Genomic DNA, 18,666 nt, shown 5'->3' with positions numbered 1-18,666 from the left:
AAACATTGGCGGCGCTGCCCAAGCAAACCACTTTCCTTGCCAACTCGGCAGCATGCCGCACCCAAAGCGGTAGCAACAGCGCAACAAGCAGATTAAACCAGCAATACCCTTCAAAACAGCACTTCACCACGCAGCGACAACAAAAAACCAGCACCAATGCAGCCTTTTGGGCCAACTGGTCGTCTTGACTGCGCGGGCAGGCGGCCTTGGCGGGCGCTTGCCTGCCGATCGAGCAAAGGGCGGGGCTGGTCGATTAAGCAAGGCTTTTGGAAACTTAAGGGCCCGGCACGGTGCTTGTTCAGTAGTAATTCACTGGTAACTCGTTACTTTTGAACCAGCCCTGGTTCTTCCACGCTACTTCCTTCGTACCCATGCGCTTAGCTACTACTTTTTTGTCTTTGGCACTCACGGCGCTGGCGCTGCTACCCACTTTTGCCGCCACCTACGGCGCGCACCTGGGGGCCGTGCCGGCTGTGGTGACCGCGCCGCAGCAGTTGCCCTCCCAGGTGGCTACTATCGCCCACACTACGGCCCGCCTGGTGTGGGCCCGCGGCGCGCGCCCCACGGGCCTCGACAACCCGCTCGCCACCTGGACGCCCGGTAGCCCGATTCCGGGCATGGCGGCTTTCCTTGCGCCAGCCAGCCCGGCTACGTTCACGGCTCCCAGCCTGCACGCGGCGCTGGCGGCTACTCTGCCGGCGCCCACCCAGACGGGCGCGCCTTCGCTGAGCGTGTTTCCCAACCCTGCGCGTGGATTACTCACGGTGCAGCTCTCGGCCCAGCACGGGCCCGATTATAAGCTGCGCTTGAGCAACGTGCTCGGCCGCGAGGTACGCCTGCTGCCCCTGCCGCTGGCCGCCGCCGCCACCGGCCTGCCCCTAGACGTGACGGGCCTGCCGGCCGGCCTGTACTTCTGCTCGCTATTGGTAAATGACAAAGCCGTGAGCACCAACCGCTTGACGCTGCTGTAGGAAAATTAAAAATTCTGAATTAAAAGTAGAAATGGGTGGAGGGAGCGTGTGTCACCAACTGGTGCATATGCCTCTCCACCCATTTCTACTTTTTAATTCAGAATTTTTAATTGCTCCCTTGTCCCTGCAACCCCTAGTAGGTTAATGCCTACTTTTGGGGGATTCTTGCCAAGTGGCAAGGCTTTAGTTATTCCGGAATTTCCCGCTGGTCCGGCGGCGCTTGCTTTTAGCAGTGGCGACCGGCCTTTTTTGCCCCGTATGCGTTCATTTCAACGGTTGAATAACCTGGTCGGCTGGGTGGTGTTTGCCATCGCTACCGCCGTCTTTCTGCTCACGCTAGAGCCCACCGCCTCGTTCTGGGACTGCGGCGAGTTCATTGCCTGCTCCTACAAGCTGCTGGTGCCGCACCCGCCGGGCGCGCCCACCTTTCTTATTCTGGGCCGCCTAATGTCGATGCTCAGCTTCGGCGATGTAACCAAGGTGGCCGTGCTGGTCAATGCGCTCTCGGCCCTGAGTAGCTCGTTCACGGTGCTATTCCTGTTCTGGATAATCACGCGGCTGGCGCGTAAGCTGCTGCTGGCGCGGAGCGAGTTTGAAACCGAAACGCCCGAGCCCACCGGCTACCAAACGCTGCTCATTCTGGGCGCGGGCGTGGTCGGCGCGCTCTCGTTCGCGTTCTCCGACTCGTTCTGGTTCAACGCCGAAGAAGGTGAGGTGTATGCCATGTCGGCCCTCTGCACCGCCGCTGTAGTCTGGATTATGCTGAAATGGGAGGAGCACGCCAGCGAGGCCGATTCCGATAAGTGGCTCATTCTCATTGCCTACGTTATTGGCCTCAGCATCGGCGTGCACTTGCTGAACCTGCTGGCGCTGCCGGCGCTGGCCTTCATTTACTACTACCGCCGCTCGGCCAACCCGAGCGTGGTGGGCGGCATTATTACGCTGGTTATCAGCCTCGTTATCGTGGGCTCGGTGCTGGTGGGCATCATTCCGGGCTTGCCTACGCTAGCCGGCGGCTTCGAGGTGTTCTTCATCAATAATATTGGCCTGCCCTTCGATTCGGGCTTGGTTATTTTCCTGCTCCTGTTTGTGGGCTTGATTTACGCGGGCTTCCGGCTCTCGTACCAGCGCCGCAGCCAGTTGCTGAACACGGGCATGCTGTGCTTCGTGTTCATCCTCATCGGCTACTCGACCTACCTGATTGTGCCGATTCGCTCGTCGTTTCACCCCACCATCAACGAGAACAACCCCGAGGATGTGCTAAGCTTCGTGAGCTACCTCAAGCGCGAGCAGTACGGCTCGCGGCCCCTGCTCTACGGCCCACAGTTCAACGCCGACGTGGCCCGCGATGACAGCGGCCGGCCCATTACTACCGACGGCACCCCGCGCTACACCCGGGTAAATGGCAAGTATAAGGAGATACCCGGGCAGCCGGAGTACTCATACGCCGCCAAAGACAAGGTTTTGCTGCCCCGCATTTACAGCCCCGAACCCAATCATATTCAAGAGTATAAGAAGTGGGGGGTTGATATTCGCAGCTACCAAGACCCGCAAACCGGCCAGGAGGTATACTACCCGCTGTCGGCCGCCGACAACTGGGGCTTCCTGTTCAAGTACCAGATTGGGCACATGTTCTGGCGCTACTTCGGTTGGAACTACATCGGGCGCGAGTCTGATGTGCAGCAGGCGGGCGTTATCGGGCCCCTCAGCCCCAGCACTTCGGTGCTGCCCGAGCGCATCGGCGGCAGCTTTGCGCACAACAACTTCTTCGCTATCCCGCTCATTCTGGGGCTGATAGGCTTATTTGTGCAGATTCGCAAGCGCGGGCACGATGCCTTGGTAGTGGGCCTGCTGTTCCTATTCACGGGCATCGCCATTGTGGTGTACCTCAACCAGCCGCCCATCGAGCCCCGCGAGCGCGACTACACCTTCACGGGGGCCACGTTTGCCTTCGCCATCTGGATTGGCCTCGGCGTGATTGGCGTGGGCCAGGCGCTGGCCGCCGCCCTCAAGGCCGAAAACCTGCGCGCCAGCGTGGCCGTGCTGCTCGGGCTGATTTCGCCCGGCATTCTGCTAGCCCAGGGCTGGGACGACCACAACCGCTCGGGCCGTTACAACTCGGCCGATTCGGCCCGTAACCTGCTCAACAGCTGCGCCCCCAACGCCATCCTGTTCACCAACGGCGACAACGACACCTTCCCGCTCTGGTACATGCAGGAAGTGGAGGGCGTGCGCACCGACGTGCGCGTGGCCGTCCTCTCGTACCTGAACACCGACTGGTACATTCAGCAGATGAAGCGCCGCTCGTATAAGTCTGACCCACTGCCGGTTACGATGAGCGACGCCACCTATGCGCAGGGCAACAACGACATGCTGCCCTTCTCGCCCAACCCCTCGGTCGATAGCCTCGACCTCAAGCAGTTTATCAGCCTCGTGGGCCAGGGCAGCCCCCTGCTCAAATACACCGAAGGTACCTACTCGACCATGACCTTCCCCACGCCCAAGTTTTTCCTGAACGTGGACACGGCGGCGGTTAAGGCACTGGGTATCATTCCTAAAGACCGAAAGGGCCAGCTCGTGAGCCGCCTCGACTGGAGCATGGGCAAGCGCGCCATCGAGAAGAAAAACCTGGTGATTCTGGACATGATTGCCACCAACAACTGGAAGCGGCCCATCTACTTCAGCTCTACGGTGGCCCCCAGCGACTACATGAACCTGCAGCCTTACTTCCAGTTGGAGGGCATGGCCTACCGCCTACTGCCGCTGCGCGACCCCAACTACGCCCCGCGCGGCGACGAAGGCTACGTGGAGAAGTCTATTTGCTACGACGTGCTGATGAACAAATTTCAGTACCGCGGCCTCGACAACGCCAGCGTATTCTACGACGAGAACAACCTGCGCTTCCCGGCCAACTACCGCGATAAGTTTGCCCGCCTCGCCAACGCCTACCTCGCTGATGGCGACCTGGCTAAAGCCAAAGAAGTGGCTAACAAGTGCTTAGCCGTGATGCCCGATAACGCGGTGCCCTTCGACTTCTACACCCCGCAGCTGGTGCCGGTGCTCTACGCCGTGGGCGAGAAGGAGAAGGCCAACGCCATTCTCGACAAGCTCACCGCCCGCAGCCTCAACACCTTGAGCTACTACAACACCCACGACGCCGCCCTCTTCGACGACAGCCAGCGCCAGTACCTCTACATGCTGCAAAGCGTGTACCAGGCCGCCGCCCAGGTGAAGGACGAAGCCCGCGCCAAAAAGGCCTACGACGTGCTGGAGCCCTACCTGCGGCAAGGCGCGCAGTAGGTAGCCAACCCACAAAAAAGGCCCCGCCGACTTGCTGTCGGCGGGGCCTTTTTTGTGGGCTAATGAATTGACACTCTACCTACTTCTTATTCAGCGCCGTGGCCACGGCCTGCTCCAGCAGCGGGCCCATAATGCGGTAGCCGGCCAGGGTGGGGTGCACCTCGTCTTTGGCGAGGGCGGGCGGCAGGCCCTGGCGGCTGTCGGCCATGGCCGAGTGGTAGTCGAGGTAGGTGGCGTGCCGCTGGGCGGCGTAAGCTTTCAGCAGTTGGTTCAGTGCCAGCACCTTAGGTGCGGGCATCAGGCCTTTGCGCCAGGGAAAGTCGTAGGCGGGCAGCACCGAGCACAGAATGACCCGGATGCCACTGGCCTGCGCCAGCTCGGTCATCGACTTCACGTTGTTGAGCGTGGCTTGCGGGTCGTAGGGTCCGGTGTTTTCGGCAATGTCGTTGATGCCCGCCAGGATGGCCACCGCCACGGGGTGCAGGTCAAGCACATCTTGCCGGAAGCGCACCAGCAGCTGCGGCGACGTTTGCCCCCCAATGCCGCGCCCCACGTACTCGTAGCGCTTGCTGGCAAAAAAGGCCGAATCGGCCCGAGGCCAAGCATCGGTGATGGAGTTGCCAAGCAGCACTACGCGCGGCCGGCCGGGCTGCGGGGCGGGCAGCGCCTGGTTGGCGGCCGCGTAGCGCGTCAGGCCGTCACGGTCGGCGGCGGGGGCCTGGGCGGCGGCGGGCACGGCGTAGCCACCCAGCGCCAATAGCACAACTAACACTTTTTTCATTGTATCTACAACTTTATTAAGCTTTTAGCTCGTAGTCCGCAAAATCTTTGCGTAGCTGCGTTTTAAGAAGTTTGCCGGTGGCAGTGTGCGGCAGCTGGGCCACAAACTCCACGGCGTCGGGCCGCCACCAGGGGGCGATTTTGCCATCCAGGAACTTCAGCAGCTCCTCGCCCGTCACCTCGTGGCCAGGCTTGCGCACGGCTATCAGCAGGGGGCGCTCGCTCCACTTGGGGTGGGGCACGCCGATAACAGCCGCCTCGGCGATGCCGGGGTGGGCGATGGCCAGGTTTTCGAGGTCGATGCTGGAAATCCACTCGCCGCCCGATTTTATCACGTCCTTCGAGCGGTCGGTGATGTGCAGGAATCCTTCGGGGTCGATGGTACCCACGTCGCCGGTGCGAAACCAGCCGCCCGCCGTGAGCTGGCTGGCGCCGGGCGCGCCAAAGTAGTCGCTCACCACGAATGGCCCGCGCACCAGCAGGTCGCCAAAGGCCACGCCATCGTGGGGCAGCGGCTGGCCCTCACCGTCCACAATCTCCATGTCGATGCCGAAAATAAGGCGGCCCTGCTTGATTTTCAAAAAGAACTGCGCCTCCTCGGGCAGCTCCAGCTGCGAGGCCTTGAGGGTACTTACGGTACCCAGCGGCGAGGTTTCGGACATGCCCCAGGCGTGGCGGATTTCCACGCCCAGCTCCTCATCGAAGGCGCGCAGCAGCGCCGGCGGGCACGACGCGCCGCCCACTATCATCTTGCGCAGCGTGCTGAACCGGCGCGCGCCCTCGCGCATGTAGGTGAGCAGCCCAAACCAGATGGTGGGCACCCCGGCCGAAAACGTAACGCCTTCATTCTCAAATAGCTCAAAGAGGCTGGCCGCGTCCAGGGCCGGGCCGGGCAGCACCAGCTTGCAGCCGTTGAGCGCCGCCAGGTAGGGCACGCCCCAGGCATTGACGTGGAACATGGGCACCACGGGCAAAATAGTATCGCGCGCGCCGCAGTTGAAGCAATCGGGCAGCGAGGCGGCGTAGGCGTGCAGCAGCGTGGAGCGGTGCGAGTAGAGCACGCCCTTGGGCTCGTCGGTGGTGCCGGAGGTGTAGCAGAGCGAGGAAGCCGTGTTTTCGTCAAACGTAGGCCACTCAAAATCAACACTTTCAGCCGCTAATAAGCCTTCGTAGCTGGCCAGGCCGGGCAGGGCCGAGTCGGCGGGCAGGTACTCGGGGCCGGCCATCAATATCCATTTCTCTACCGAAGGGCAGTGCGGCGCCAGCTTATCGACGAGCGGTAGAAACGTCAAATCAAAGAACAGCAGCCGGTCCTGCGCGTGGTTAATGATGTAAACCAGCTGCTCAAAAAACAGCCGCGGGTTGATGGTGTGGCACACCGCTGCAATACCCGAGATGCCGTAATACAGCTCAAAATGCCGATGCGTATTCCAGGCCAGGGTGCCCACGCGGTCGCCCTCCGCAATGCCCAGGCGGGTGAGGGCGTTGGCCAGCTGCTTGGCGCGCCGGTGGGCGGCGGCGTAGGTATAGCGGTGCAGGGGGCCACCTTCGGGCAGGCGCGACACAATTTCGGTGGTACCGTGCCAGCGGGCAGCGTGTTCGAGCAGCCCCGCTATGCGCAGGGGCGTTTGCATCATGAGTCCGAGCATAAACGGGGCAAAGGAGGAGTGGGAAGTTGCGGGGCGGAAGATAGCAGCCACGCCGCGCATTGGGCTACGCTAGGGCAAACGATACCACAGCCCAATTCCCACTTCCTCAAAGGCCACCACGCCCGCACCTTTAGCATAGTATAGCATCCGTAATGTTCCGTTGGCAGGAGTGGCAGGCAAGGCAAAAGGTGATATTCGTAGCACCGGGGCGTAAGTAGTTCCGCCAAGGGATATCGTTTTCAGCGACTGCACACCCGGATATTGCAAAGAATCGAACGCAGCGCCTTTGTTGACAGAGTCTATCGGCATTTCGCGGGACGCCTCAACGCCCTGCCAACCAATAGCCGGCCGAAAATTTATATTCCCGGCATAATAGCTCAGCCTAAAATCCAGCACCATCGTTTCCAGCGCCGTAGTATCAGTACGTTGCGCGGTAACTGTCACGTGCTGACAGTCAATTTTACGGCTGGGAAGGATAGTGAAGTTTATGCCCGTAGGCTGCCGCTCCAAGTGGTCTTCTACCCCCGTGATACGGTAGGTGCGCACGGGCCCGGCCGGGCGTTGCGCGAAGCGGAGCACCTGCCCCGCCTGGTAGCTCTGCCAAGCCAATTGCTTGCTGGTGAGGCGGTATTCTTCGGGAGAGTTGGTGCAGCCTACCAGGAGCATAGCGCTAGTGGCAGCCACTAGGTAGCGGAGATTTTTCATCAGGGTTGTATGGCCAGCTTTTATACAACTATGGGGTTATCATCTTCTGCAAAATGGTTGCATTCCTACCGCACGGCCTCAATTACCACCTGCTGAATCTGGGTGCGCACGTTGAGGTCGCTCAGCTTATTGTTGCGCCGCGAGGGATTGAGGCGGTTGGTGAGCACCACCACCACCAATTCCCGCGCGGGGTCGACCCAGAAATACGTACCCGTGAAGCCCGAGTGCCCAAAGCTGCCCGCCGACGCGCCCGGAGCGGTGTTGCCGGCGGCCGGGGCGCTGGGCCGGTCAAAAGCCAGGGCACGCCGGTTGGCGGTGCCGGGAAATTGCTGGCGCGTCCAGTCGGCCAGAATCTCTTTACTGAATACCTGCTGGCCGCCGTAGCGCCCGCCCCAAGCATACGTTTGCGCCAGCTGCGCCACGTCGTTGGCCGAGCCAAACAAACCCGCGTGGCCCGACACGCCGCCTAGTAGCGCCGCGCCCTCGTCGTCGACGTAGCCGCGCAGCAGCTGGCGCCGAAACAGCGAGTCGTACTCGGTGGGCGCAATCCGGTTTTCGGCTGCGTGGTGCAACGGCTGGAAATGCAGGCCCGAGCCAAGTACCTGATAGACTGATTTTTGTAAAAACTGCTCAAACGACTGCCCCGTGCGCCGCTGCACCAGCTCGGGGTAGAGGTAAAACGACAAATCGGAGTACACGTAGCCCGGCTTGGCGTTGAGCGGCGCGTCGCCAATGCGGCCGTAAATGCGCGCCGGCAGCTGCCGGCGACCCCACAGCCCGCGCGCCACCGGCAGCGGAAACCGCGCCGACGAATCGGGCCGGAACCAGCGGCGGCGCAGCGTGCCATCGGTCTTGGCAAAGTCCTTCCAGAACGGAATCCAGGCGGGCAGGCCAGCCTGGTGGGTTAGCACGTCGCGCAGCTTCAACCCAGCCTTATCCGTTTTGCGCAAGAAAGGAAATAGCTGGCCCAGCGTGCTATCGGGGCTGAATTTGCCTTGCTCTTGCAGCTTGAGCAAGGCCGGCGTGGCGGCCAGCACTTTAGTTAAGGAAGCCAGGTCGTAGAGGTCGGTATTCTGCACCCGGCGCGGCCCCTGCGGCCCAGCGCCCGGCGCGGCTTGCGCGGGCGGCGCGCCGGCGGCCGCGCCCGGCTCGCTCCCAAAACCACTCGCCGCCGAGCTGGCCGCTGGGCTTGCGGATAGGCTTGCTGGCAACGTCGCGCCGTTCGTAGCTGCCTGGTAACCATAGCTTTTGCGCAGCACCACTACGCCGCGCCGGGCAATGAGCACCTGCCCGCCCGGCGTGGCCCCGGCGGCCAGCGCCTGCGCCATCACGCTATCGATGCGGGCTTCGAGGCGGCCATCCAGGCCCGCATCTTCGGGGTGGGCGTAGGCCAGGCGCAGGCCGGGCTGGGTGCGCAGGCCGAAGCCGGCCGGCAGGTTGTTGGCTACCGTTACGGGCAGCTTACCCACCGCCCCGATGCCACCAAAAATGAGCTGCGCGGCCAGCTCCTGGGCCTCGGGGCTTTCCTGGTAGGCCATTACTACGGCGCTGGCCCGGTCAAAATCGCGCACCTTGGCCGCCGCGTAGGCCGAGCCGAAGATGCTGAGAATCACGCGCTGGCCGGGCTTGGTAAGCTCGCGTAGCAGCAGGTTGGCCTCGGGCGCAATGCCAAAGCTGGTGGCCGGCAGCCGGCCCAGGCTTTGCAGCGCCACCAGCACCACATCGTAGCCAAATAGCCGGGCCCGGATGTCCACCAGCTCATCCAGGGTGGGCGCGGCGGGCAGGTGAAAGTGCGCCATGGGCGCGTAGCTGGCCACGGCTTTTTGAAAATCGGTAGTGTCGGCGGGGTTGCCGCCCAGCACCAGCGTGGCCATGCGCAGGGTATCGAGCCGCTGCACGGGCAGCATATTGCCCTGGTTGCGCAGCAGCGTGAGGCTGTGGGCCGTGAGGCGGTGCGCCAGGTAACGGGCGTGGGCCGGGTTGAGGTCCGCAATAATGTCTTTCTCACTGATAACCGGCCGCTTACGCAAGCCCGCCCACTGCTTGAGGGCCAGCACCCGGCGGCAGCTTTCGTCAATGCGTGCCTGGCTGATGCGGCCGCTGTCTACGGCGGCCAGCACGCTGGCCAGCGCCAGTGGCACATTTTTGCTGAACTCCAGTACGTCGTTGCCGGCCAGCAGGGCGCGTACTTCGGCCTCGCCGGGCGGCACTTGGCTGAGCAGGCCCTTCATGTTCATGGCGTCGGTAAACACCACGCCTTTGAAGCCCAATTGCTGCCGCAAGATGCCCGTGATAATGGGCTTGGAGAGTGTGCTGGGGCCGCGCACGGTATCGAGAGCCGGCACGTTGAGGTGGGCCACCATCATGCCGCCTATCCCGTTGGCAATCATGCTTTTGAAGGGCGGCAGTTCCAGGGTGTCGAGGCGCTGGCGGTCTACGCGCACCACGGGCAGGGCCAGGTGCGAGTCGGCATCTACGTCGCCGTGGCCCGGGAAGTGCTTGGCCACGGCCAGCACGCCCGCATCCTGCATTCCCTTCATATACAGGCGACTAAGGCGCGCCACGGCCGCCGGGTTTTCGCCCCACGAGCGGAAGCCGATAACCGGGTTGGCGGGGTTGTTATTAACATCCACTACTGGCGCAAAATTGACCTGCATGCCCAGGCGGGTAAACTGCCGCGCCACCTCGCGCCCCATATCGTACACCAGCCCCGAATCGGCGGCCGGCACCGCGCCCAGGCTCATCTGGTACGGAAACTTCAGCACGCTGTCGAGGCGCATGCCCGCGCCCCACTCACCATCCATGGCCACCAGCAGCGGCACCCGGCTTTGGGCCTGAAAGCGGTTGAGCAGCCGCGCTTGCCGCACCGGCCCGCCCTGAAAAAATATCAGCCCGCCAATGCCATAATCCCTTATCAGCGTGGAAATGGAGTCTTGGTAAATAGCTGGCTTATTGGAGTATGCGGCCAGCATAAACAGCTGCGCCACCCGCTGCCGCGGCGTGAGCGTGCGCATCAGGCTATCGACCCACGGCGAGTGCAGGTAGCGCAGAAAGGCGGGCTGCTGGCCGCTGGGAGGCCTTTTTTTGGTGATAACAGCCGCCGGTTTTGGGCGCGGGCGGGCAATTGGGCGTCGCTGGGCGGGGGCCAGCAGCGGCACGGCCAGCAAAAGCAGCAGCAGGTATTTTTTGAGCAGCAAGTGAGGCGAACGAAATGTGCGGCAAGCTTTCGCTTGCCGTGGGTAGGAAGAATAACGCTAAAACGGCAAGCGAAACCTTACCGCACAGCCCGAATAACCAAAAAGAACGTCCGGCTGCGCAGTGCGCAGCCGGACGTTCTCTATAACGCAACTATTTATCCAGCAATTACTTAAGCGTAAACGTAGCTTTGCCCATCAACGCACCGCCTTCGTAAAGCTCTACCGTGTGCTGGCCAATTTTGTAGTCGGCCCCCTTGGCATACACGAAGTTGAGGGCCTGCTTGGTGTTATCGAACACCACATCCTGCTTCATGGTGTAGAAAGCCTCCTGGCCGTCCACGGTGAAGGTGCCGCCGCCCGTGCTCAGGTTATAAAGAGCCGCGCCGTCGGGCTCCAGAATGCGCATGTAGACGGTTTTGGTATCCTTGGCCGTCACGTCGTTGCGCGACAGCGCGAAGGCTACTTTCACGCGGTCCACCTTCTTGGCCTTGAACTCCTCCTTGTCGTCTTCCTTCTCCTTATCCTTTTTGTTGAGCACGCTCACGCGGATATTGCTGGCCTGCACGCGTGAGGCCACAGTCACTTTCTCACTTAGGTCGCGGTTGGTTTTGGCAATCGTGCTGATGGTGTCAGTCAGCTTATTCTGCTTTTCCTTGAGGGTCGTGGTTTCCACGTAGAGGTCCTCGTTCGACTTTTTCAGGTCGGCAATCTGGTCGTCCTTCTGCTTGAGCTGGGTTTCCAGGTTGAGGGCGCGCTGCTTGAAACGGCGCTGCTCGGCCACCGAAAACGAGCCGGCTTTAAAGGAGCGCAGCTTGAGCAAGTCGGCATTGATGCCCGAAATGCGGGCTTCGAGCGAGTCGTTGCTGAGGCCCAGCTTTTGCAGGTCCTGGCTCTGGCGCTCGTAGCTGGTTTTGAGGTCCTCGTACTCCTTTATCTGGGCTTGCAGCTTGGTATCCTTGGCCTGCACCTGGGTAGTAAGCTGCTCGTTCTCCGTTTTCTTCTGCGAGTTAAGGTAAAACAGCACCCCGTTGATACCGAGCAGCACCAAAACGAGCGCTACCCATAGCAACACGCGGCTATTGTTTTTGCGGGGTTCGGTGTATTCCTGTTGAGGCTCCATAAAAGGGGTTCTGGGGGAAAGAAGTGGCGGGAAAAGGGTAGGCAACCCCGGGCGACCGGGCCGGTACCTACCTTTGTGATGGGTAAAAATAGGCGAAATTTCCAATCGGCTCCGGTCGTCGTTATAATTAGCTCTCATGCAAACGGTTTTTCCGGCCTTCGACGCCGCCTATTGGCAGGCCCGCTACGCCACTCCCGGCCGCGCCGGCTGGGATGCCGGGCGCATTACCCCGCCCATGCGCGCCTATTTCGACCAACTACCAGTTAATCAGGAATTTCGCATTCTGATTCCGGGGGCCGGCCGCGCCTACGAGGCCGAATATTTGCACCGCCTGGGCTTCCGGCACGTGGTAGTAGCCGACCTGGCCGCCGAGCCCCTGGCCGCGCTGGCCGCCCGCGTGCCCGATTTTCCGAAAGAAAACCTGCAGCAAGCAGATTTCTTCGCGCTTTCCCCCCCCAAGCCCTTTGATTTGGTTATCGAGCAAACCTTCGTGAGTGCCCTCGACCCCGCCCTGCGGCCCGCCTACGCCCGGCAGTGCGCCGCGCTGCTGCGCCCGAGCGGCAAGCTGGTGGGCCTGCTCTTCGACGCCGAGTTTGCGGGCGCTACCGAACCGCCGTTTGGCGGTAGCCGCGAAGAGTACGCCGCCTACTTTCAACCGTATTTCGAGTTCGTCCATTTCGATACGGCGCACAACTCGCTGCCCGCCCGCGCCGGCCGCGAGCTGTTTATTTGCCTGCAAAAAAGGTGAAAACGCCCGTCATGGCGAGCCTGTGCAGCAATGACAGTTTACACAGTTACTCATTCACTCCTTTACCGATGCTTACCTCCCTGGCCCAGGCCCTCCCCCACTTCCGCAACACCAACTCCGGCCAGTTTTTTCTGATGGCCGGGCCCTGCGTTATCGAGGGCGAAGACATGGCCCTGCGCATTGCCGAGCGCATCAAGCACATCACCGATAAGCTCCAGATTCCGTTCATTTTCAAAGGTTCGTACCGCAAGGCCAACCGCTCGCGGCTCGACTCGTTCACGGGCATCGGCGACGAAACGGCGCTGCGCATTCTGCAAAAAGTGGGGCGCGAAATCGGCGTGCCCACCGTCACAGACATCCACGAATCGGACGAGGCCGCCCTGGCTGCCGAGTACGTAGACGTGCTGCAAATTCCGGCTTTCCTCTGCCGCCAGACCGACCTGCTGGTGGCCGCCGCCAAAACCGGTAAAGTAGTGAATATCAAGAAGGGCCAGTTTCTGAACGGCGAGGCCATGCGCTGGGCCCTGGACAAGGTGCAGGGCGCCGGCAACCCCAACGTTATCCTCACTGACCGCGGCAACTCGTTCGGCTACAGCGACTTAGTGGTCGACTTCCGCAACCTGCCCACCATGCGCAGCTTCGGCGTGCCCGTGGTGATGGATGTAACGCACTCGTTGCAACAGCCCAACCAGGCCAGCGGCGTTACCGGCGGCCAGCCCGCCCTCATCGAAACCATTGCCAAGGCGGCCATCGCCGTGGGGGCCGACGGCCTGTTTATCGAAACGCACCCCACGCCCGCCACCGCCCTCTCCGACGGGGCCAATATGCTGCCCCTCGACCAACTCGAAGCCCTGTTGCAGCGCCTCACCCGCGTGCGCGAAGCCGTGCGCCCCACCGGCGACGTGGAGCCGCAGGGGCTGTAGTTTATTTCAACTTCTCTTTCAGGAAATCGAATAGCTGCTCGAAGCGCTGGTCTATTTGAGTGAAGCGCTGGTCCACGGCATCAAAGCGCTGGCCCATTGCATCAAAGCGCTGGTCTACAGCGTCAAAGCGCTGGTCTACAGCGTCAAAGCGCTGGTCTACAGCATCAAAGCGCTGGTCTACAGCGTCAAAGCGCTGGTCCATCTCACTCCGTAGCTCAAGTTGATTTTGCTCAAGCTTATCAGTTCTAACGAGCAGAAACTCAATATTGCTGCTCTGAACAGTCAGCGAGTTGGTAACGGTAACGGTAAGTTGCCGCACCTGTGCTGACACGCGCTCCACTTTAGCACCCAGCTCATTTTGCCGGGCACTTAGCTCATCCTGCTTGGCGCTTAGTTCATCTTGGCGGGCCAGCATTTCACTGATGATGGGCTCCAATTGGTCAAGGCGCTGGTCTGGAGTAGGCATGAATTACGTGTTGAGGGCGGGTCAGAAAACGAAGTTACCCACAAATGAAGTTTAGCTCTCAGTACCGCAGCCAAAAATCTTCGCGGCGCTGCTTCTTACGAAAAAATACGAGCCCCACGTAGAACAGGTCAATCGTGACCGTCACCGACGGGTGCGCTTTGATGGCCACCCAGGCCCGCTCCATCTCGGCCGACCAGTGAATATCGTCGAGCACGAACACGCTGTTTTCGTGGGCGTTAGCCAGGCATTGCTCGAAGTAGCGCAGCGTGGGCTCGTAGCGGTGGTTGCCATCGAAGAACACGAAATCGAGCGGCTGGGCCAGATTGGCCAGCGTGGCGGGCAGCGTCTGGTCGAGGTTGCCTGCCACGAGGCGGGCGTTTTGAATACCTAGCTCGGCAAACGTTTGGCGGGCTACGGCGGCCGTGTTAGGGCAGCCCTCGAAGGTGATAACCTGGCTGCGCGAGTCAGCTAGCGCCAGGTAGGCGGTGGTAAGGCCCAGCGAGGTGCCCAATTCCAAAATAGTGGCGGGCTGGAAGTGGTTGACCAGCCGAAACAGCAGCTGCGCCAGGCGCGGCGGCTTGGCCGCGTGGCGGGCAATGTCGCGCACCGGCCGGCGGCGGCCGCCCGCGCCCGCTACCTGCGAGCCGGCCCCAAAGTCGGTTACGTCCAGCACCTGCTCGCTGGCCAGCAGCGCCAGCCGCCGCTCCTCAATGCGCGCAAATGCCTGGTAGTCACCCGTATGCCGGATAACAGTAGTGTAGAGCCCGAACACAAACGGCGAGTGCAGCCCGTGGGCATTGCCAGAGCGCAGCAGCCAGTAGCGGAGGTAAGCGAAGAGTTGGTACAAAATTGAGCTGTTAGCCGTTAGCTAGTAGCTGTTAGCTTCGCCCAGGAGGCGGGGCTAAAAAGCTACTAGCTAACGGCTAACAGCTAACAGCTCACAAGAATCAGTTCATCCGAAACGGCACCATGAGGGTGAATTCGGGGATGTTGACCTGGAAGTGCTCGCCGCTGGCCAAGCGCTCCATGAGGTAGGTGCCGCGCATCTTACCCATGCCCGATTTGAGGTTGCAGCCGCTCACGTACTGGTGCGTTTCGCCGGGCTCCAGCACGGGCGTGCGGCCCACTACGCCTTCGCCCTCCACCTCGCGCAGCACGGTGCCCACGTCGGAAATAAACCAGTGCCGCCGCAATAGCTTAATCGTGTATTCGCTATCATTGCGAATATCAATGCGATAGGCAAACACAAAGTGTTCCTGCGCGGGGCTCGAATAGTCGGGCAAGTAGTTGGTCGTAACCGTAACGGTTACGCCCTGCGTAGTGGTAGTTGGCATAGGGGCGGCCCACGAAATTACGCTGCCGGGGCAACAGTCGCCCCGCAAGTTCGGTTTTGTAGCCTCAACGCCGGGCGAGGCCGTTTAGTTATCGCCCGTTATCCTTTTCCTATTTCCCTTCTCAAATGGTTAAAATTGCCGAAAGCTGGCAGCCCGTGCTCGCCGCCGAATTTGAAAAACCCTACTTTCAAAAGCTCACGGCTTGGGTGCGCGGCGAGTATGCCACCACCACCGTGTACCCGCTGGGCGCGCAGATTTTTCACGCCTTCGACGCCTGCCCCTTCAACGAGGTGAAGGTCGTTATCCTGGGCCAGGACCCCTACCACGGCAAAAACCAGGCGCACGGCCTGTCCTTTTCGGTGAATGAGGGCATCCGCACGCCGCCGTCGCTGCAAAATATTTTCAAGGAGCTGCAAGCTGATATTCCCGGTACGCCAGCCCCCGCCAATGGCAACCTCGACCGCTGGGCGCAACAAGGTGTGCTGCTGCTCAACGCCACGCTCACCGTGCGGGCCGCCACCCCCGCCTCGCACCAGAAAAAAGGCTGGGAAGAATTTACCGATGCCGTTATCAAGCAGGTATCTGCGGGCCGGCCGCACGTGGTGTTCATACTGTGGGGTGCTTCGGCCCAGAAAAAAGCGGAGCTGATTGACGAAAGCAAGCACTTGGTTCTCAAGGCAGCGCACCCGTCGCCCTACTCGGCCGACCGGGGTTTTTTCGGCTCCAAACCCTTTAGCCAAACCAATAATTGGTTGGCGAAGCAAGGCGAGGCGGCGATAACGTGGTAGGGATGCTGTAGCGTAAGCTTTAGCTTGCGAGCGAGCGCAGCGAGCAGGCGGGGCCGGACGGTGCGCACGACGATGCTCGCTGCGCTCGCTCGCAAGCTGAAGCTTACGCTACAGCAATCTTTTAATCAGGCGCAGCTTATGGCTGTATTTCTGCCGCTCGCGGTTGAAGATGCCGTGGTGGTCGAGCGGGTCGAGGCGCACTTCGCCGTGGGCGTGCAAAATCAGGCCTTCGTCGAGCACCAGGCCTACGTGCACGATGGCGCCGTCGGCGTTATCGAAAAAAGCCAGGTCGCCGGGCTGGGCCTGGGTCACAAAATCGACGGGCGCGCCGAGCGCAATCTGCTGTTTGGCATCGCGCGGCAATTGGATGCCGACTATGCCGAATAGCGTTTGCATCAGCCCCGAGCAGTCGATGCCGAAGACGTTTTTACCACCCCACACGTAAGGCGCCCGCAAAAACTGCTGCCCCATTTTGCGCAGCAGCACCAGCCGACGCTCGGGCAGGCACGACTGCGCCAGGTTGGTGGCCGTGCCGTTGTAGAACAGCGCGGCATCATCGCCCAGCTTGAGCGTCATGCCATCAAAAAAGGGCAGGCGGCAGCCCAGCGTAATGGGCTGCCGCATGGCGGCGCTCGATACCACCTGCACCACATCGAGGGCGCGGGGGTGGTCCTGGGCACCCCAGGCACGGAAATAGTCGGGGCTCACCGGGCGGTGCTGCTTGGCGTCCATCCAGCCCAGGTACTTATCGGCGGCGGCCTCGATGCGGAGCCAGTTGCCCTGCGCTTGCAGCACGGTGTAGCATTCGCCAAACAGCAATTCGGTGACCAGCTCGGCGCGGTCGGTGGGCTCGGCGCGAATGGGAACGGCGCTCAGCGCACAAATACCGTGGTTCAATTCTGTAAACTAGTAAATGGGTAGATGAGTAAATGAGGCAAAAATCAGTAAATGAGCAAGTTCCAAAAGACACTTTACTCATTTACTCACCTACTCATTTACCGTATAAACCGCTCTATTTCGCGCTTCTGGTCTTTGGCTTTGAGGTCTTCGCGCTTGTCGAAGAGCTTTTTACCCTGGGCCAGCGCGATTTCGATTTTAGCGAAGCCGCGGTCGGTTACGAAGAGACGCAAGGGAATGATGGTGAGGCCGGTATCCATTTTGCCGGCCAGCTGCTTGAGCTCGCGCTTGTTGAGCAGCAGCTTACGGGGGCGCATGGCGTCGTGGTTGTTGTAAGTGCCTAGCGTGTAGGGCGCTATGCGCACGCTATGCACCCACAGGTCGCCCTTGTGGTCGAAGGTGCAGTAGCCGTCCTGCAGGTTGGCCTCGCCGGCGCGGATGCTTTTTATTTCGGTGCCTTGCAGCATCATGCCCGCGTCGTACTTGGCCAGGAAAGTATAATCGTGGCCGGCGCGGCGGTTTTTGATGTTGATGTTGGCGGGGGTCTTGTCTTTCATAAATCGCAGATTACTGCTGATTACGCGGATTTCGCGGATTCAGGTGCGAATGGGCATGTAGGGTAAGCTTTAGCTTGCCAGTCGTCAGGGCTTTCGGCGCGGCCGGTGGCAAGCTAAAGCTTACCGCACTTACAATTTCAACCGCGGGTCGGGGCTGGTGAGCTGGCTGGCGAAGTCGCCGGCTTCGTATTGAAAAATCGCCGCCTGGCCCACCATCGCCGCATTATCAGTGCAAAACTCGAAGTCGGGAATGAAAACGACCCAGCCCTCGGTTTCGGCCAGCGCCTGCAAGCCCAGGCGCAGGCCCGAGTTGGCGGCCACGCCGCCCGCCAGCGCCACTTGGCGCAGGCCGGTGGCCTGGGCGGCGCGCTTGAGCTGCTTGAGCAGCGTTTGCACGATGGTGTGCTGGATGCTGGCGCAGAGGTCGGCCAGGTTTTCCTGGATAAAGTCGGGGTTGGCGGCGGTTTGCTTTTTGAGGAAGTAGAGCACCGCCGTTTTCAGGCCGCTGAAGGAGAAATTGTAGCCTTCGAGCGCGCCTTCGGGGAAGGGGAAGCGGTGCGGGTTGCCGGTTTGGGCCAGCTTATCGAGGCGCGGGCCGCCGGGGTAAGGTAGGCCGAGCAGCTTGGCCGTTTTGTCGAACGCCTCGCCGGCTGCGTCGTCGATGGTCTGGCCCAGAATTTCCATCTCGGCCGCGCCGCGCACCACTACCAGCTGGGTGTGGCCGCCGCTCACGGTGAGGCACAGAAACGGGAATGCCGGCCGCGGCTCCCGAATAAAATGCGCCAGAATGTGCGCCCGCATGTGATTCACGGCCAGCAGCGGCTTGCCCAGCGCCAGGGCCAGCGTTTTGGCAAATAAATTACCTACTAATAAGGAGCCCAGCAGGCCCGGCCCCTGCGTAACGGCCACCGCATCGAGGTCGTTTTTGCTGATGCCCGCTTGGCGTAGCGCCGCCGTCACCACAGGCAGCAGGTGCTGCTGGTGCGCCCGCGAGGCCAGCTCGGGCACCACGCCGCCGTATTGGGCGTGCACGGCCTGGCCGGCCACCACGTTGCTCAGCAGCTGGCCGTTCTGGAACACGGCCGCGCCGGTGTCGTCGCAGCTCGATTCGATGGCGAGAAGGGTCATTTTCTTTGGAAAATACTTAGTAGGTAAAGCCGCCCGTCATCCTGAGCTTGCGAAGGACCTTATCACGGTGGGTAAAATCGTGGGGATAGTCCTCGCGACCCCA

General features: G+C 61.3%; 16 protein-coding genes. 5 read left to right on the top strand and 11 right to left on the bottom strand.

The genetic code is table 11. The features are described from left to right. Positions 1-329 precede the first annotated feature (329 nt). Both QMK33_RS08120 and QMK33_RS08115 read left to right on the top strand, forming a co-directional pair. Complete coding sequence (locus tag QMK33_RS08120) at positions 330-971, top strand: T9SS type A sorting domain-containing protein (protein WP_283564071.1); 642 nt, start codon at positions 330-332, stop codon at positions 969-971. 258 nt (positions 972-1,229) lie between these two features. Next, positions 1,230-4,271, top strand: coding sequence for a glycosyltransferase family 117 protein (locus QMK33_RS08115; RefSeq protein ID WP_283564070.1), 3,042 nt, complete (start codon positions 1,230-1,232; stop codon positions 4,269-4,271). A 79-nt stretch (positions 4,272-4,350) separates the two neighbouring features. On the opposite strand, the gene QMK33_RS08110 is transcribed toward QMK33_RS08115, so the two are convergent. The 5 genes from QMK33_RS08110 to QMK33_RS08090 form a co-directional block, all read right to left on the bottom strand. Continuing rightward, positions 4,351-5,052: a GDSL-type esterase/lipase family protein gene (locus QMK33_RS08110; protein ID WP_283564069.1), complete on the bottom strand. Its 702-nt coding sequence runs from the start codon at positions 5,050-5,052 to the stop codon at positions 4,351-4,353. 16 nt (positions 5,053-5,068) lie between these two features. Then, positions 5,069-6,700, bottom strand: a complete 1,632-nt coding sequence (locus QMK33_RS08105) for a 3-(methylthio)propionyl-CoA ligase (protein WP_283564068.1) — start codon at positions 6,698-6,700, stop codon at positions 5,069-5,071. 69 nt (positions 6,701-6,769) lie between these two features. Further along, a complete protein-coding gene (locus tag QMK33_RS08100; RefSeq protein ID WP_283564067.1) occupies positions 6,770-7,366 on the bottom strand; it encodes a hypothetical protein in 597 nt (198 codons plus the stop codon). Between the two features lie 104 nt (positions 7,367-7,470). Then, positions 7,471-10,602 carry a serine hydrolase domain-containing protein gene (locus QMK33_RS08095; RefSeq protein WP_283564066.1) on the bottom strand — a complete coding sequence of 1,044 codons (3,132 nt, stop codon included), beginning with the start codon at positions 10,600-10,602 and terminating at the stop codon, positions 7,471-7,473. A 166-nt stretch (positions 10,603-10,768) separates the two neighbouring features. Continuing rightward, complete coding sequence (locus QMK33_RS08090; RefSeq protein WP_283564065.1) at positions 10,769-11,722, bottom strand: DUF8428 domain-containing protein; 954 nt, start codon at positions 11,720-11,722, stop codon at positions 10,769-10,771. Between the two features lie 136 nt (positions 11,723-11,858). On the opposite strand from QMK33_RS08090, the gene QMK33_RS08085 reads away from it, so the two are divergent. Beyond that, a complete protein-coding gene (locus QMK33_RS08085) occupies positions 11,859-12,470 on the top strand; it encodes a methyltransferase domain-containing protein (protein ID WP_283564064.1) in 612 nt (203 codons plus the stop codon). Between the two features lie 68 nt (positions 12,471-12,538). After that, complete coding sequence (gene kdsA, locus QMK33_RS08080; protein WP_283564063.1) at positions 12,539-13,393, top strand: 3-deoxy-8-phosphooctulonate synthase; 855 nt, start codon at positions 12,539-12,541, stop codon at positions 13,391-13,393. 1 nt (position 13,394) lies between these two features. On the opposite strand, the gene QMK33_RS08075 is transcribed toward kdsA, so the two are convergent. From QMK33_RS08075 to apaG, 3 genes are all read right to left on the bottom strand, one after another. Beyond that, entirely contained in the window at positions 13,395-13,829 is a 435-nt protein-coding gene (locus tag QMK33_RS08075) for a hypothetical protein (protein ID WP_283564062.1), read from the bottom strand. An 88-nt stretch (positions 13,830-13,917) separates the two neighbouring features. Next, the gene (locus tag QMK33_RS08070) at positions 13,918-14,706 is read right to left on the bottom strand and encodes an O-methyltransferase (protein WP_349361708.1); all 789 of its coding nucleotides are present in this window, start codon (positions 14,704-14,706) and stop codon (positions 13,918-13,920) included. A gap of 100 nt (positions 14,707-14,806) precedes the next feature. Then, positions 14,807-15,193 (bottom strand): Co2+/Mg2+ efflux facilitator ApaG/CorD, encoded by a 387-nt coding sequence (apaG, locus tag QMK33_RS08065; protein ID WP_283564061.1) that lies wholly within the window; start codon positions 15,191-15,193, stop codon positions 14,807-14,809. A gap of 125 nt (positions 15,194-15,318) precedes the next feature. On the opposite strand from apaG, the gene QMK33_RS08060 reads away from it, so the two are divergent. Continuing rightward, positions 15,319-15,981 (top strand): uracil-DNA glycosylase, encoded by a 663-nt coding sequence (locus tag QMK33_RS08060; RefSeq protein WP_283564060.1) that lies wholly within the window; start codon positions 15,319-15,321, stop codon positions 15,979-15,981. A 108-nt stretch (positions 15,982-16,089) separates the two neighbouring features. Here the strand turns inward: QMK33_RS08060 and QMK33_RS08055 are convergent, their stop codons facing one another. The 3 genes from QMK33_RS08055 to tsaD form a co-directional block, all read right to left on the bottom strand. Then, complete coding sequence (locus tag QMK33_RS08055) at positions 16,090-16,878, bottom strand: C40 family peptidase (RefSeq protein ID WP_283564059.1); 789 nt, start codon at positions 16,876-16,878, stop codon at positions 16,090-16,092. Positions 16,879-16,976: 98 nt separating this feature from the next. Further along, positions 16,977-17,435 carry an SsrA-binding protein SmpB gene (gene smpB / locus QMK33_RS08050; RefSeq protein ID WP_283564058.1) on the bottom strand — a complete coding sequence of 153 codons (459 nt, stop codon included), beginning with the start codon at positions 17,433-17,435 and terminating at the stop codon, positions 16,977-16,979. 129 nt (positions 17,436-17,564) lie between these two features. Continuing rightward, positions 17,565-18,563, bottom strand: a complete 999-nt coding sequence (gene tsaD, locus QMK33_RS08045; protein WP_283564057.1) for a tRNA (adenosine(37)-N6)-threonylcarbamoyltransferase complex transferase subunit TsaD — start codon at positions 18,561-18,563, stop codon at positions 17,565-17,567. Positions 18,564-18,666: the final 103 nt, after the last annotated feature.

This window comes from Hymenobacter sp. H14-R3 (genome assembly GCF_030063445.1).
Taxonomy (GTDB): Bacteria; Bacteroidota; Bacteroidia; order Cytophagales; family Hymenobacteraceae; genus Hymenobacter.
The sequence above is the reverse complement of the archived record's forward strand: the minus strand, read 5'-3'. Positions and strand labels throughout refer to the sequence as shown.